Here is a 14740-nt window from a genome sequence, read left to right as displayed (position 1 = left end):
ATATGTTTATTTTAATGCCTGTCATTTTTGTCTTAGGAATCCTCGCTATTGCCTTGGAGGATAAGATCAAAATAAATAAAGCGGCCATAGCGTTGTTCATGGCTATCTCTATGTGGATGATATTGATGTTCGATGCCTACAATATTTTCGTCGAACGCTCTAATACGATCTTTCAAGAGTTCTTGACCCAGAACCCGGAGATGGCCAGCTTGCCCCCGCATGAGCAATTTATTAATTTTATATCGAACCGTGCGATTGTTTATCATTTAGGAAACGTCTCCGAGACGCTTTTCTTCGTGATGTGTTCCATGTTGATCGTGGATATCGTGGATAAGCATGGTGGTTTTAGGGCCGTGACCGGGTATATCCGTACGCCGAATAAACGTAAGCTGTTGTGGTATATAAGTTTCGCTACTTTTTTCTTCTCCGCCTTGTTGGATAACTTGGCAGCCGCTATCGTGATCATGGCGGTGTTGCGTAAGCTGGTACCGGATCGTACGGATCGTTTGAAATATGCCTGTATGGTGATTATAGCGGCGAACGCCGGTGGCTCATGGTCGCCGATTGGTGATGTGACGACCATCTTGCTTTGGGTCGGAAAGAATATCTCGGCGATGCACCAGATCTCTCACGTATTTATCCCCGCTTTGGTTAATATGTTGGTGCCGTTGACGATCGCCCATTTCTGGTTGTTCAAGAAAGGATCTACCTTGCGTGTGTTGAGCGAGGAGGAGCAAGGTGACGAGTACATACCAGAGATACCGAACCGCTCACGTCGGATGATCTTTGTGATCGGCGTGCTTTCCTTGGCGTTGGTGCCTGTCTTCCAGATGGTGACGAACTTGCCGCCGTTCTTGGGCGTCTTGCTTGGATTGGTGATCCTTTGGTTCTATACGGATTTGATGTATAGCAAGCTGCACATGCATGAGTCCCAGAAACTCCGTATTTCCCAATTGTTGCCGAATATCGATTTGGCTACGATCTTCTTTTTCTTGGGGATCTTGATGGCCGTGGGAGCGCTGGAGACCTCCGGGCAGTTGGGTATCATGTCCGCTTTCTTGGATAAGCATGTGCATGAACCGTATCTGATCAGCTTCGTGATCGGTGCCTTGTCCTCCTGCGTGGATAACGTAGCCTTGGTAGCTGCTACGATGGGTATGTACCCGATCGTGGAGCAGGTGGCCGACTTATCGCCTTACGCCCAGTTCTTCGTATCGGACGGTGGTTTCTGGACCTTCTTGGCTTATTGCGCCGTGACGGGTGGTAGCATCTTGATCATCGGATCGGCTACGGGCGTTACGGTAATGGGATTGGAGAAGATCGATTTCATGTATTATACGAAACGGTTCTCTATCTTGGCGTTGATCGGCTATTGTTGTGGCGCCGGTGTATATATGCTTTTATTTGCTTAAAACTTTATTTATATGAAGAAGAGTTGGATTTTATTAACCGCTTGCGCCGCCCTGTTATCCGGGGTGGAGGCTATCGCCTGTACCGGTTTGCTGGTGGGCAAGAAGGCTTCGACAGACGGTTCGGTAATGATTAGTTATGCGGCGGACTCGCATTCCCTGTATGGGGAGATGTATCGTTGGCCCGCCGCTACATGGCCGAAGGGCGCCATGTTGGAAGTGAAGGAATGGGATACGGGGAAACCGCTGGGCAAGATCGCCCAAGTGGAGAAGACCTATTCCGTAGTGGGTAACATGAACGAGCATCAGGTGGCTATCACGGAGAGTACGTTCGGCGGACGCCATGAATTGGTGGATACGACGGGTATCATGGATTACGGTAGCTTGATCTACATCGCTTTGCAACGTTCCAAGTCGGCCCGTGAGGCGATTAAGGTCATGACGGACTTAGTAAAGGAATATGGCTATTACAGCAGTGGCGAGACGTTCTCTATCGCCGATAAGAACGAGGCTTGGGTGATGGAGATGATCGGTAAGGGACCGGGTAACAAAGGTGCCGTTTGGGTAGCGATCCGCATCCCGGACGATTGTATCTCGGCGCATGCCAACCAGTCCCGTATCCAGCAGATACCGTTTGACGATAAGGAGAATTGCATATACTCGCCGGATGTGGTTTCTTTCGCCCGTGAGAAAGGATATTTCAAGGGAAAGGACGCTGATTTCAGTTTCGCCAAGGCTTATTGCCCGTATGATTTCAGTGCCTTGCGTGGATGCGAGGCTCGTGTATGGTCTTTCTTCCGTAAATATGATACCACGATGGATCAGTATACGGATTTTATCAAGGGTGATCCTTCCAAGGAGCCGATGCCTCTGTATGTGAAGCCGAATCGTAAGCTTTCCGTTCAAGACGTACAGAATGGCATGCGCGACCATTACGAGGGAACGGATCTGGATATGACGAAAGATGCCGGTGCCGGCTCGTATAAGGTTCCTTACCGCTGGCGGCCGATGACGTTCGAGGTAGACGGGCAGGAATATACGAATGAACGTGCCATAGCGACGCAACAAACGGGCTTCGTGATTGTTCCACAAATGCGTAACTGGTTGCCGGACGCTATCGGTGGTATCTTGTGGTTTGCCGTGGACGACGCTGATATGGCAGTCTTCACTCCTGTATATGCGTCGGTAACGGATGTTCCGGAGTGCTATCGGGTGGGAAACGGCGATTTGCTGAACTTCTCTTGGACTTCCGCTTTCTGGATTCATAACTGGGTGGCTAATATGGCTTACCACAAATATAGCTTCATGATTCAGGATATCCGTAAGGTACAGCAGGAGTTGGAGAATGGTTATCAAGAGACCGTACCGGCTATCGATAAGGCGGCTCAGGAGTTGTATGCCAAGGACCCGGCGGAGGCTGTCAAGTTCTTAACGTGGTATAGCACGACTAATTCAGACTCCGCTACCGCCCGCTGGAAGCAATTGGGTGAGTATTTGCTGGTAAAATACATCGATGGAAACGTGAAGAAAGAGGTGAACGGACAGTTCAAGCGTAATCCGTACGGCCAGCCCGCGTCTCCCGATTTTCCCGGATATGACGAGGACTATTACCGTAGCATCGTGAAGAGTGCCGGCGATCGACTGAAAGTAAAATAAATACCAATAATAATCTAATGTTGAACTAAACGAAAGAAAGCGTATGAAAAAGTTTGTAATGATGCTGATGTTAGCAGTCTTTAGTCTGGGAGCTTATGCGCAGACGCAGCAAGGACAATCTGCCGTGGGATTTAACATCGGTTATGGATTCGATTCGAAGAATGCCACGTTAGGAGTTGATTACCGCTATTGTATCACGGATGCGGTACGTTTGAGCCCCTCTCTTACTTATTTCGTAAAGAATGACAATCACAGCACTTGGGCGATCGACTTGAATGCTCATTATGTAGTGAAGTTAAGTGAGATGTTCGGTTTTTATCCATTAGCGGGGCTTAGTCTGTCCTTTTGGAATTGGGATGCGGGCCATGGCCTTTCTCATAACGAGACTCGTCTGGGAGCCAATATCGGTTTAGGCGGTGAGGTTTATGCTACCGACAATCTTTCGATAGGATTGGAGGTGAAGTATAATATCATCAAGGATTTCGATCAGGCCATGCTGGGTGTTCGCGTAGGATATAGTTTCTGATCCCAATATAGTCACAGCCCCACGGCAGTACTGCCGTGGGGTTACACCAGTACTGCTTCCGGCTCTCGCCGATACTGGTGTAGCCCATTGACGGTACAGGCGTTTCCTTTATTCCTTCATTCCTTCACCGGCTCCTACACACACACGCACGTATACGCATACGCGTATTATTAATGTACGCATACATGTGTGTGGGTGTGTGTAAAGGGGTAGGTGAAGGAATGAAGGAAATAATCATTTCCTTTTTCTCGATTGCTTACCATCTCAAATAATCCTCGAACGTGACTTTCTCGAAATTGGGGATTACCTCATATACTTTATCTCTTAAAGATTCCGCCGGATTCGTCGTACTTAACCCGATGACACGCATCCCTGCGTCCTTCCCGGACTGTATGCCGTTGAAAGAATCCTCGAATACGATACAATCCTCGGGAGATACGTTCAAGTCTTTCGCCGCCAATAGATAACACATCGGATCGGGCTTACCTTGCGTGATGCGGTCGGCGGTCACTAGGGTATCGAATAGATTGTCCAGATGTAGAAGCCCGAAAGCCCGTTTCACCTTCGCGTTATCCGAGCTGGTAACCAAGCCTATCTGTACGCCGTGCTCCTTCAGCATACGGATGAACTCGATGGAGCCGGGCATGGGAGGCAAGGGCATCGTCTTCTCATACTCTGTAGATTCTTTGGTCACCATTTGGCGGAACTCCTCCGTATATCCGGAAAAATACTTCTCCAGAATATACGGTAGGGTCGTACCCTTTATAATATCAGCGAAATTATCGATACCTAAGCCATAACGTTTAGCGGCATCGTTCCAGAATAAATCGTAAATAGGTTCCGTATCTACTACTACGCCGTCAAAATCGAACAAGGCGGTCTTTAGTTGTTTCATATAAATAATCATTTAATATTTATATCGCGAAGATACGTCTATTTTTTATGAAATCGATTATCTTTGTGGACGCACACATTGCTTGATTATATACATTAAAAATAAATAAGACATGAAGACACTAGTAATTTGTACCGCCATGAGCGCTATGATCCTTTGCGCCTGCGGTGGAAAAAACACGCAAAGTACGGAAGAGACAGCTAAGGTAGTACCGATGGCCGTAATTACACCGGCGATCAATCAATTGACCGACCAAGAGAAAGCCGAGGGTTGGGCGCTCCTTTTTGATGGTAAGACAACGAAAGGTTGGCGTGGAGCGCACAAAGACGCTTTCCCGGATCACGGATGGATGGTGAAAGATGGCGAATTGATCGTGCAGAAATCCGACGGTAGCGAGTCTACGAACGGAGGCGATATCGTTACGGAGGATGAATATTCCGCCTTTGAGTTCAGCGTGGATTTTAAGATCACCGAAGGGGCCAACAGCGGTATTAAATATTTCGTGACCGAGCAAGAGAAGCAAAAAGGCTCCGCTTACGGCTTGGAGTTCCAGCTATTGGATGACGCTAAGCACCCGGATGCCAAGCTTTACACGACTTTCCCCGGTAGTCGTACCCTTGGAAGCTTGTATGATCTGAAGAAAAGCGAGAACATCCATTTCAACGGCGTAGGAGAGTGGAATACGGCCGTGGTGAAGGTATTCCCGAACAACCACGTAGAGCACTGGCTGAATGGTGTGAAGGTATTGGAGTACGAGCGTGGCAGCAAGGAGTTCCGTGATTTGGTGAAGGGCAGTAAATACGCTGATCCATCTTATAATGCGGGTGGTGCTTTCGGCGAGGCTCCGAAAGGACACATCCTTTTGCAGGATCATGGGGATGAGGTAGCGTTCCGCAATATCAAGGTGAAGGAGTTGAAATGATCGCCTCGTGACTAATTTTTCGTAACAAAAGGGTGCCGATTTAAAAAAAGTTGTTACTTTGCGGCGGATTTAGACTACTAACTTTAAAAGATAACAGACAAATACCATGATTTGGAACGAAACTATTGAATGTATGGACCGTGAGGAAATGCGGAAACTACAGAGCCTACGGTTGAAAAGAGTTGTTGAACATGCTTACCATAACTCCCCGTTTTATCGTAAGAAAATGCAGGAGATGGGCATTACTCCCGACGATGTACAGACAATAGATGATATAACGAAATTACCGTTCACGGTAAAACAAGACTTGCGTGATAATTATCCTTTCGGCTTGATGGCCGTGCCGATGTCCGAGATTGTCCGTCTGCATGCCTCTTCCGGTACGACAGGTAAGCCTATCGTCGTGGGATATACCCGTAAGGACTTGGGTATCTGGGCCGAGGTAGTGGCTCGCTGCCTGACCGCCTACGGTTTGACAAGGAACGACTCCGTGCAAGTATCCTACGGCTACGGAATGTTCACCGGAGGTCTGGGCGCCCATTGCGGCGTGGAGAATATCGGTGGTACAGTGATCCCGATGAGTAGCGGTAACACCCAGAAACAAATCCAGTTGATGCACGACTTCGGGGCGAAGGGTTTGGCTTGTACGCCTTCTTACGCCTTGTATCTGGCGGAGACCATCCACCAGTCCGGTATTCCCTTGGAGGAATTCCAGCTACGTGTCGGAGCGTTCGGTGCCGAGCCTTGGACGGAGAATATGCGTAAGGAATTAGAGACGAAACTAAATATCAAGGCTTACGATATCTATGGCTTGACGGAAATCTGCGGTCCGGGCGTTGGAGGCGAGTGTGAGTGCCAGAACGGTACCCACCTGTGGGAAGACCATTTCTTCCCGGAGATCGTGGACCCGAATACCTTACAACCGGTGGAACCGGGACAAGTAGGAGAGTTGGTCTTCACCACGCTTACGAAGGAGGGTATGCCGATGCTTCGTTACCGTACACGTGATTTGACCTCGCTGACTTACGAGAAGTGCGCCTGTGGACGTACGGCGGTTCGTATGGGACGTATTTTAGGTAGAAGTGACGATATGTTGATTATTCGTGGCGTAAATGTTTTCCCGTCTCAGGTAGAATCCGTAATTTTGGAGCTGCCGGAGTTCGAGGCGCATTACCTGATCGTGGTGGATCGTATGAACAATACCGATACTTTCCAGATACAGGTGGAGGTTCGCCAAGAATACTACTCGGACGAGATGAACAAGATGATCGCCTTGAAAAAGAAGATCGCCGCCCGCATGCAGAGCGTGATCGGTTTGCAACCGGACATCAAGATCGTGGAGCCGCGTAGTATCGAACGTAGTATGGGTAAGGCAAAACACGTGATCGATAAACGTAAGTTAGTATAACCTCTAAAAGATTAAGTACTATGTTAATAAAACAATTATCAATCTTTCTGGAAAACAAGAAAGGCCGTTTTACGGAAGTCGCCAAGATATTAGGGGAGGCAGGGGTCAATATGTCCGCTTTCACGGTAGCCGAGAATTCCGATTTCGGTATCCTTCGCCTAATCGTATCCGATACGGAGAAAGCGATATCCGTGCTTCGTGAAAAGTTATACGCTGTAAGCGTGGCCGACGTGGTATGCTTGCATTGTCCCAACCAGCCGGGAGCCTTGGCAAAGGCGATGGATATCATTACCTCGGCCGGGATCTTCATTGAATATATGTACGCTTTTTCTCAAGGCGACGCTGCTAACGTGATCATCCGTCCGGACGATGTCAATAAGTGCGCGGAGGTTTTGAAAGCGAATAAATTGGAATTGATCGCTGCTAGCGATTTATATAAGTTGTAAATATTAACGTTTTGGGTTTCATTTATTCGCCTAAAAGCACTAATTTTGCACGCTAAAAGTATGTGAATGAAAAAGGTTGTATTTTTACTGATGATGATGACAGTACTATTATCCTCTTGTGGAGAGTATAATAAGATACTGAAGAGCACGGATTACGAATTGAAATATTCGTACGCGAAGAAATACTTCAACGCGAAGCAATACTCGAAATCCGCTACTCTGCTGGATGAACTGGTTACAATCTTTAAAGGAACAGCTTATGCCGAGGAGTCCTTGTACTTGTTGGCGCAAAGCTATTACGGTCAGAAAGATTATCAGACGGCTTCGCAATACTTCGAGACCTATTATACGACCTATCCGAAAGGGGAGTTTACGGAATTATCCCGTTTCTATTCCGGTTATGGTTTGTATCTGGACTCTCCGGATCCCCGGTTAGACCAGTCGCAGACGTATAAGGCGATCGAGCAGTTGCAACTTTATTTGGAGTATTATCCGCAAAGTGAACGGGCCGAGGAAGCGCAGAACATCATGTTCGAGCTTCAGGAGAAGTTGGCTTACAAGGAATTGATGGCCACCCGCTTGTATTTCAATCTAGGTACCTATATGGGGAATAACTTCCAGTCTTGCGTGATCACGGCGCAGAACGCCTTGAAGAATTACCCGTATTCCAAGTATCGTGAGGAATTCATGTTCCTTATCATCCGTGCGAAGTACGAGTTGGCGCTAGTATCCGTAGAGGAGAAGTTGCAGGGCCGTTACCGGGATGTGGTTGACGAATATTACAACTACATGAACGAGTATCCGGAAGGTAACTACGTAAAGCAGGTAACGAAGTTCTACGACTATGCCAGCAAGCGAATTACAGATGCATATTAAGCGAATTTAATCAATAAAACGAAAATGGATTACAGAAAATCAAACGCTCCTACCAATACGGTAACCCGTGACATGATGAAGTTAAGTGAAGAAACGGGTAACGTATATGAGACAGTCGCTATCATTTCAAAACGGGCGAATCAGATTAGTGTTGAGATGAAACAAGATCTGGAAAAGAAACTTCAAGAGTTCGCTTCTTACAATGACAACTTGGAGGAAGTCTTTGAAAACCGTGAGCAGATCGAGATTTCACGCTACTATGAGAAACTTCCGAAATCAACGTTGATCGCCGCTCAAGAGTACGAGGATGGCAAGGTTTATTACAAGAATCCTGCTAAAGAGAAGAATAACTTCTAAGAAGAAATATTTTTGAACATCGGAAAGGCTGACCCTCAAATGAGTCGGCCTTTCCATTTAAAACGAACTAATTACCATGTTACAAAGAATACAAACTGTTTACCTGCTAATTATCGTGGCGCTTACGGTCGCTACCTTATTCTTGCCGTTGGCCGTGTTGCAACAAGGAGACGCCCTCTTCTCGTTCGATGCTAGCGGGTTGAGCACGATGATCGGTGAGCCGGAATTACTATACCCGGCGTGGGGCTTATTTGCCTTGACTGCTATCATCGCTATCATTGCCTTGGTGACGATCTTCTTATATAAGAAAAGAATCCTGCAAATCCGTCTTTGCGTGTTCAACGCATTGCTGATATTGGGCTTTTATGGTTTCTTCGCCTTCTTGATCTATTCCTTGAAGGGGGATATGGAAGGTGCCAGCGTAAGTGTTAAGATCGCTCTTTCCTTCCCGTTGGTCAATCTGATCTTGGATTATCTGGCGATCCGTAATATCGGGGCCGATGAGGCGCTGGTACGTTCTTTGGATCGTTTGCGTTAAGGCTTTCCAGATAAATCATTGGGTATAAGATATTAGGTAAGGGACTCTTTTTGTCAAGGGCCCCTTATTTTATGTCCGGAAAAGTATAATACATAAGACAATATTATTTTGTATATGAAACAATATTGTTTTTCGGTGAAATATATCTACTTTCGTAGAATACAAATATCCGTTACCAATCATGAAGAAGACTCAGCTTATCCCCATCGCTTTATTGTCGGTATCGGCGGTAGCGAACGCCCAGAATACCAGTTGTCCCCCGAATATTATCCTGTTCTTGGTGGATGATATGGGATGGGAGGATACGTCCTTGCCTTTCTGGACTCAAAAGACGCATTATAATGAGGTATATGAGACCCCGAACATGGAACGATTGGCGAAAGAGGGCATGATGTTTACCCAAGCCTACGCTAGCAGTATCAGCTCGCCTACCCGTTGCAGCTTGATCACGGGGACGAACGCCGCCCGTCACCGGGTTACGAACTGGACGCTTTTTAAGGATAAGACGACCGATCGGGAGAGCGATGTGCTTACCTTGCCGGATTGGAATTATAACGGCGTGGCCCAAGTGGGCGGGACGAATAATACGTTTGTGGGTACTTCATTCGTGCAGATATTGAAGAATAACGGATATCACACGATCCATTGCGGCAAGGCGCATTTCGGGGCAATCGATACCCCGGGGGAGGACCCGCATCATTGGGGATTCGAGGTCAATATAGCCGGGCATGCCGCCGGAGGTCTCGCCAGTTACCTCGGCGAGAATAATTACGGGCATACCAAGGATGGTAAACCTTACGCTCCGAACGCTATCCCCGGATTGGAAAAGTATTGGGGAAGCGACACCTTCGCTACGGAGGCCTTGACGCAGGAGGCGATCAAGGCGTTGGACAAGGCTAAGAAATATAACCAGCCGTTTTACCTATATATGTCACATTATGCGATCCATATCCCGATTGATAAGGACAAGCGTTTCTACCAGAAATATATCGATAAGGGGTTAACGGCTAAAGAGGCGGCTTACGCTGCCTTGATAGAGGGTATGGATAAGAGTCTGGGCGATTTGATGGACTGGTTGGAGAAGAATGGCGAGGTGGATAACACGATCGTGATCTTCATGAGCGATAACGGCGGTCTTTCCAGCGAGCCCGGATGGCGTGACGGCGAGATCCATACACAAAACTATCCCTTGAACAGTGGTAAAGGCTCCGCCTATGAGGGAGGAGTCCGTGAGCCTATGATCGTGCGTTGGCCGGGGGTGGTGAAGCCGGGAAGCAAATGTGATAAATACTTGATTATCGAGGATTTCTATCCAACTATCTTGGAGATGGCAGGCATAAAGGGGTATAAGACCGTACAGCCGATAGATGGCGTCAGTTTCATGCCTTTATTAAAAGGTACGGGAGATCCTTCCGTGGGACGTAGCTTATTCTGGAACTGCCCGAATATATGGGGTAATGACGGGCCGGGAATCGGTCCGACTTGCTCGGTTCGTAATGGAGACTGGAAACTGATCTATTATTACGAGACGGGGAAGAAGGAATTGTTTAATATCACGGAGGATATAGGGGAACATAATGACGTGGCAAGGCAGCATCCCGATATCGTAAAGCGTCTGTCCGGGGAATTGGGTACGTATTTACGGAAAGTGGACGGGCAACGTCCGTCGTTTAAGGCGACAGGCAAACCGGTTCCTTGGCCGGATGAGATATATTAATTAAAAAAAGAAAGAGCATATGGAGTTTTACAAAGCGGAAGAGAATCGCTATGCGGATATGATATATCGGCGGTGCGGACGGAGCGGTATCTTATTGCCGGCCGTTTCCTTGGGATTGTGGCACAACTTTGGTAGTGTGGATGTGTTCAGTAATTTTATCCAGATCGCTCACGCCGCATTCGATCATGGCGTGACTCATTTCGACTTGGCGAATAACTATGGTCCGGCCTACGGATCGGCGGAGGAGAATTTTGGCCGGATATTGAAGAAGGGCTTGGGCGCTTATCGGGATGAGATGATTATCTCTACGAAGGCGGGCTACGATATGTGGCCGGGACCGTATGGGAACTGGGGAAGCCGTAAATATTTAATGGCTAGCTTGGATCAGAGCTTGAAACGGATGGGACTGGAATACGTGGATATCTTTTACTCCCATCGTCCGGACCCGGAGACTCCGATCGAGGAGACGATGGGGGCCTTGGCTGATATCGTCCGGCAAGGAAAGGCTTTGTATGTAGGTATCTCCAACTATGATGCGGACCAGACCCGTAAGGCCTTGGCCGTACTGAAAGAACATAAGGTGCCTTGCTTGATTCACCAAGCCCGCTATTCGATGTTCGATCGTTGGACGGAACCGGATTTATTGCCTGTATTGAAGGAAGAGGGTGTGGGTATGATAGCGTTCTCGCCGTTGGCGCAAGGCTTGCTTACGGATAAGTATTTGCGTGGAATTCCGGAGAATTCCCGTGCGGCGAAATCGACCGGTCATTTGCAGACCTCTCAAGTTACCCCGGAGGCCGTGGAAAAGGCCCGTAAGCTAAACGAGGTAGCCGCCCGCCGTGGACAGACCTTGGCGGAGATGGCGCTCGCTTGGTTATTAAAGGACGAACGGGTAACTAGCGTATTAATTGGCGCTAGCTCTGTCGCCCAATTGATGGATAACCTGAAAGCGTTAGATAATATCTCTTTCTCCGGGGAAGAATTGCAGGAGATAGAGAACATCTTAATATAACGTGAATCGTATCCGATTGTAGAGACGGGGCGTGCCCCGTCTCTACAGCCTGTACAAATTTTTGAATAAATGAAACCGTTCTTATATCAAGTAGCGTCTCTTTTTTACGAGAAATGGGGGGCGGAGGTCAGTCGTCTGGCCTTTGTTTTCCCAAACCGGCGTACGGGGCTTTTCTTCCAGAAATATCTCTCGGAGGTAGCCGATATTCCCCTTTTCTCTCCGACAATCCTTACGATCAACGATCTCTTTATCCAGTTGAGCGGAAAACAATCCGCCGACCGGATCAGTATGCTTTTTACCCTGTACGACATCTACATCCGCCAAAGCGGTTCCACCGAGACTTTCGATGAATTCCTGTATTGGGGCGAGATGTTGCTCAACGACTTCGACGATATCGATAAGTACATGGCAAATGCCCGCATGCTATTCAGTAACGTGACGGACCTACGGGAGATAGAGAATGATTTCGATTTCTTAAGTGATGAGCAGATCGCCGCTATCCGTAGTTTCTGGTCCAGTTTTTATCCCCGGGGCGATACGCCGAACCAGCAACAGTTCTTGGCGGTCTGGCAAGTGCTATACGATCTCTATGAGGAATTCCGTGCGACCTTGGCCGCCGAGGGAAAAGGTTACGAGGGCATGATCTTCCGGGAGGTCGTGGAAAGTATGGAACGGGGCGAGTCTCCGGATTTACCTTATGAGCAAATAGTCTTCGTCGGTTTGAACGCTTTGTCCGTATCGGAAGAACGTTTCTTAGCCCAGTTGCTGAAGCGGGAGATAGCGGATTTCTATTGGGATTATGTATCCGATAAGGTAACCGATCCGGATAATAAGGCCTCTTATTTCGTCTCCCGTAACCTGAAGAGCTTCCCTTCCTCGATGAAATTACCCCCCGAGGAGAAGGTAAAGACCGAGATCGAGGTGATCGGCATCCCTTCCGGTATCGGGCAGGCCAAGCACGTCTACACCCTGTTGAGCGATTGGTGCAAGGAAGCGGAGATGAGTTCGGAAGAAGCCCTGCGTACGGCGGTGATCTTGCCCGATGAACATCTGCTGATCCCGGTGCTGAACGCCATTCCGGAGCAAATCCGGCGTATCAACGTCACGATGGGTTATCCCTTGGCGGGAACCCCGGTCGCCTCGTTGATCGAGTATATCTTGGTGTTGCAGAAGAACGTACGCTACATAGACCGGAATCCGTTGTTCTATTTCCGTGACGTGCTACCAGTATTGAACCATCGCTACATCCTCTCCACCTCACCGGAGATTATTTCCTCCTTGGTGAAAGAGATCACGGAGAACAACAAGATCTATATCTCGCATACGGAGTTAGGGAAAACGCCTTTGCTAGAAATCCTGTTCACGCCGGTGACCGGGGTGGAGGCCTTCTCGGACTATCTGATCAAGGTGTTGGAAGAGCTGAACAAGGTTATGTCCGCCCTTTCCGATGAAGAAGAGGAGGACGCTACCCTACGGACGAACGATTTGGAGCAAGAGTTCATCTTCCATTATTTCACCACGGTAAACCGCATGAGAGAGGTAATGAGAGACGCTTGTGTAGAGATGAAAATAGATACCTTCTTCCGCCTATTGAAGCGGGTAACCGATACGATCACGATCCCTTTCCACGGCGAGCCGCTTTCCGGTCTCCAGATTATGGGTGTGCTCGAGACCCGTGCCTTGGATTTCGACCGTCTGATTATCTTATCCATGAACGAGGGTATTTTCCCGCAGCGGAAAGCGGCGAACTCCTTTATCCCTTATAACCTACGCAGGGGTTTCGGGTTGCCTACCTACGAGCATCAAGATAGCGTATGGGCCTACCATTTCTATCGTTTGATAGAGCGTGCCAGCCACGTGAGCCTTTTATACGATACCCGCAGCAACGGATTGCAGACGGGAGAGGTAAGTCGCTTTGTCCACCAGCTGCATTATCATTATGAGGTGCCGATGCGAGATAAATTGGTGGTCTATAACGTATCTTCCTCCAAAACCCCGCCATTGGCCGTGCCGAAAAGGGAGGATGTCATGCGCCGTTTAGACGCTTACCGGAAAGGGGGGAGCAAGGCGATCTCGGCGAGCGCTATCAATACGTATCTGGATTGCCCGTTGAAATTCTATTTTTCCGTCGTGGAAGGCATTCGAGAGGAAGAGGAGGTGAGCGAGACGATCGAGAGCGATGTATTTGGAAGTATCTTGCATAAGGTGATGGAGGAACTTTACAAGCCGTTCCAAGGGAAGATGGTTACCGTGGATTTGCTGAAAGCGATCCGTAAGGATACGGCCTTGCTTACCGGAGCTATCGCCCGGGCTTTCGCCAGCGAGTTTTTCAAGACAGAGGTGGTTCGCTCCCTTACCGGACAAAACTACCTGATCGGCGAGATGATCCGCAAATACGTGGAGAAGATCTTGGAGCGTGACGGCAAGCTGACCCCTTTCGTTTACATCGAGTCCGAGCGTAAGATAAACGGCTTGATCAGCCTTTCCGACCATTCCGAGATCCGGTTGAAAGGCTTTATCGATCGTGTGGACGAGGTTCGCGACGCTATCCGTATCATCGATTACAAGAGCGGTAGCGGAACTACGACTTTCAGTAGTATCGAGAGCCTATTCAACAAGGAGGAGAAAGATCGTGCGAAAGCCGTGATGCAGGTATTCATGTATTGCTGGATGTACGCTCATCTCACCGAGAACAAGGGAAAGACGATACAACCGGGCATTTATTACGTCCGTTCCCTCTTCTCCGATCCGTTCGACCCATCTGTCTACCATCGTATCGAACGGGGGAAGTCGGAGAAGGTAGAGGATTTCTCCGGTTATGCCCAAGCGTTCGAGGAGGGGTTGCGGGGCTGCTTGGACGAGATCTTCAATCCAGAAATTCCCTTTACGCAAACCCCTACGGGGAAGGCTTGCTCTTATTGTCCGTTCAAGGGTATTTGCGGTAAGTAGCATTTGTCCCGGTACTTCTGGGAGAGTAC

13 protein-coding genes are annotated in these 14740 nt (G+C 48.4%); 12 read left to right on the top strand and 1 reads right to left on the bottom strand.

The window, feature by feature from the left end; genetic code table 11:
• The first annotated feature begins 2 nt into the window (after window positions 1-2).
• Genes nhaD through DWX33_RS01020 form a run of 3 tightly spaced genes read left to right on the top strand, consistent with a single transcriptional unit; the run spans window position 3 to window position 3591 of the window.
• Window positions 3-1412, top strand: coding sequence for a sodium:proton antiporter NhaD (gene nhaD, locus DWX33_RS01030; RefSeq protein ID WP_022192130.1), 1410 nt, complete (start codon window positions 3-5; stop codon window positions 1410-1412).
• A gap of 12 nt (window positions 1413-1424) precedes the next feature.
• A complete protein-coding gene (locus DWX33_RS01025; RefSeq protein WP_122379692.1) occupies window positions 1425-3065 on the top strand; it encodes a dipeptidase in 1641 nt (546 codons plus the stop codon).
• 43 nt (window positions 3066-3108) lie between these two features.
• Window positions 3109-3591 carry a porin family protein gene (locus DWX33_RS01020; RefSeq protein WP_008772096.1) on the top strand — a complete coding sequence of 161 codons (483 nt, stop codon included), beginning with the start codon at window positions 3109-3111 and terminating at the stop codon, window positions 3589-3591.
• Between the two features lie 256 nt (window positions 3592-3847).
• Here the strand turns inward: DWX33_RS01020 and DWX33_RS01015 are convergent, their stop codons facing one another.
• A complete protein-coding gene (locus DWX33_RS01015; RefSeq protein ID WP_005856741.1) occupies window positions 3848-4486 on the bottom strand; it encodes an HAD family phosphatase in 639 nt (212 codons plus the stop codon).
• Between the two features lie 112 nt (window positions 4487-4598).
• Here DWX33_RS01015 and DWX33_RS01010 point away from each other — a divergent pair, with 112 nt between their 5' ends.
• The 9 genes from DWX33_RS01010 (at window position 4599) to DWX33_RS00970 (ending at window position 14711) form a co-directional block, all read left to right on the top strand.
• Window positions 4599-5408: a DUF1080 domain-containing protein gene (locus tag DWX33_RS01010; RefSeq protein WP_022192133.1), complete on the top strand. Its 810-nt coding sequence runs from the start codon at window positions 4599-4601 to the stop codon at window positions 5406-5408.
• Between the two features lie 106 nt (window positions 5409-5514).
• Complete coding sequence (locus DWX33_RS01005; RefSeq protein ID WP_121961036.1) at window positions 5515-6816, top strand: phenylacetate--CoA ligase family protein; 1302 nt, start codon at window positions 5515-5517, stop codon at window positions 6814-6816.
• Window positions 6817-6836: 20 nt separating this feature from the next.
• A complete protein-coding gene (locus DWX33_RS01000) occupies window positions 6837-7262 on the top strand; it encodes a hypothetical protein (RefSeq protein WP_005856748.1) in 426 nt (141 codons plus the stop codon).
• 66 nt (window positions 7263-7328) lie between these two features.
• A complete protein-coding gene (locus DWX33_RS00995; protein ID WP_005856750.1) occupies window positions 7329-8138 on the top strand; it encodes an outer membrane protein assembly factor BamD in 810 nt (269 codons plus the stop codon).
• Between the two features lie 24 nt (window positions 8139-8162).
• A complete protein-coding gene (locus DWX33_RS00990; RefSeq protein WP_005856752.1) occupies window positions 8163-8495 on the top strand; it encodes a DNA-directed RNA polymerase subunit omega in 333 nt (110 codons plus the stop codon).
• Window positions 8496-8571: 76 nt separating this feature from the next.
• Window positions 8572-9033: a DUF4293 domain-containing protein gene (locus DWX33_RS00985; protein WP_005862150.1), complete on the top strand. Its 462-nt coding sequence runs from the start codon at window positions 8572-8574 to the stop codon at window positions 9031-9033.
• 181 nt (window positions 9034-9214) lie between these two features.
• Window positions 9215-10750: a sulfatase gene (locus DWX33_RS00980; protein WP_122379691.1), complete on the top strand. Its 1536-nt coding sequence runs from the start codon at window positions 9215-9217 to the stop codon at window positions 10748-10750.
• Between the two features lie 19 nt (window positions 10751-10769).
• Window positions 10770-11762 carry an L-glyceraldehyde 3-phosphate reductase gene (mgrA, locus tag DWX33_RS00975; protein WP_008772101.1) on the top strand — a complete coding sequence of 331 codons (993 nt, stop codon included), beginning with the start codon at window positions 10770-10772 and terminating at the stop codon, window positions 11760-11762.
• A gap of 69 nt (window positions 11763-11831) precedes the next feature.
• Entirely contained in the window at window positions 11832-14711 is a 2880-nt protein-coding gene (locus DWX33_RS00970; RefSeq protein WP_122379690.1) for a PD-(D/E)XK nuclease family protein, read from the top strand.
• Window positions 14712-14740: the final 29 nt, after the last annotated feature.

Source organism: Parabacteroides sp. AF19-14, from assembly GCF_003635485.1.
Classification (GTDB): Bacteria; Bacteroidota; Bacteroidia; order Bacteroidales; family Tannerellaceae; genus Parabacteroides; species Parabacteroides distasonis.
This window is presented reverse-complemented; position numbering and strand designations above follow the sequence as displayed.

What these genes read in the sequence shown, in the direction of transcription:
- DWX33_RS00995 (WP_005856750.1), top strand. Translation starts at nt 7,329, where the DNA reads ATGAAAAAGGTTGTATTTTTACTGATGATGATGACAGTACTATTATCC.
- mgrA (WP_008772101.1), top strand. Translation starts at nt 10,770, where the DNA reads ATGGAGTTTTACAAAGCGGAAGAGAATCGCTATGCGGATATGATATAT.
- DWX33_RS01015 (WP_005856741.1), bottom strand. Translation starts at nt 4,486, where the DNA reads ATGAAACAACTAAAGACCGCCTTGTTCGATTTTGACGGCGTAGTAGTA.
- nhaD (WP_022192130.1), top strand. Translation starts at nt 3, where the DNA reads ATGTTTATTTTAATGCCTGTCATTTTTGTCTTAGGAATCCTCGCTATT.
- DWX33_RS01000 (WP_005856748.1), top strand. Translation starts at nt 6,837, where the DNA reads ATGTTAATAAAACAATTATCAATCTTTCTGGAAAACAAGAAAGGCCGT.
- DWX33_RS01020 (WP_008772096.1), top strand. Translation starts at nt 3,109, where the DNA reads ATGAAAAAGTTTGTAATGATGCTGATGTTAGCAGTCTTTAGTCTGGGA.
- DWX33_RS00990 (WP_005856752.1), top strand. Translation starts at nt 8,163, where the DNA reads ATGGATTACAGAAAATCAAACGCTCCTACCAATACGGTAACCCGTGAC.
- DWX33_RS01010 (WP_022192133.1), top strand. Translation starts at nt 4,599, where the DNA reads ATGAAGACACTAGTAATTTGTACCGCCATGAGCGCTATGATCCTTTGC.
- DWX33_RS00985 (WP_005862150.1), top strand. Translation starts at nt 8,572, where the DNA reads ATGTTACAAAGAATACAAACTGTTTACCTGCTAATTATCGTGGCGCTT.
- DWX33_RS00970 (WP_122379690.1), top strand. Translation starts at nt 11,832, where the DNA reads ATGAAACCGTTCTTATATCAAGTAGCGTCTCTTTTTTACGAGAAATGG.
- DWX33_RS01025 (WP_122379692.1), top strand. Translation starts at nt 1,425, where the DNA reads ATGAAGAAGAGTTGGATTTTATTAACCGCTTGCGCCGCCCTGTTATCC.
- DWX33_RS01005 (WP_121961036.1), top strand. Translation starts at nt 5,515, where the DNA reads ATGATTTGGAACGAAACTATTGAATGTATGGACCGTGAGGAAATGCGG.
- DWX33_RS00980 (WP_122379691.1), top strand. Translation starts at nt 9,215, where the DNA reads ATGAAGAAGACTCAGCTTATCCCCATCGCTTTATTGTCGGTATCGGCG.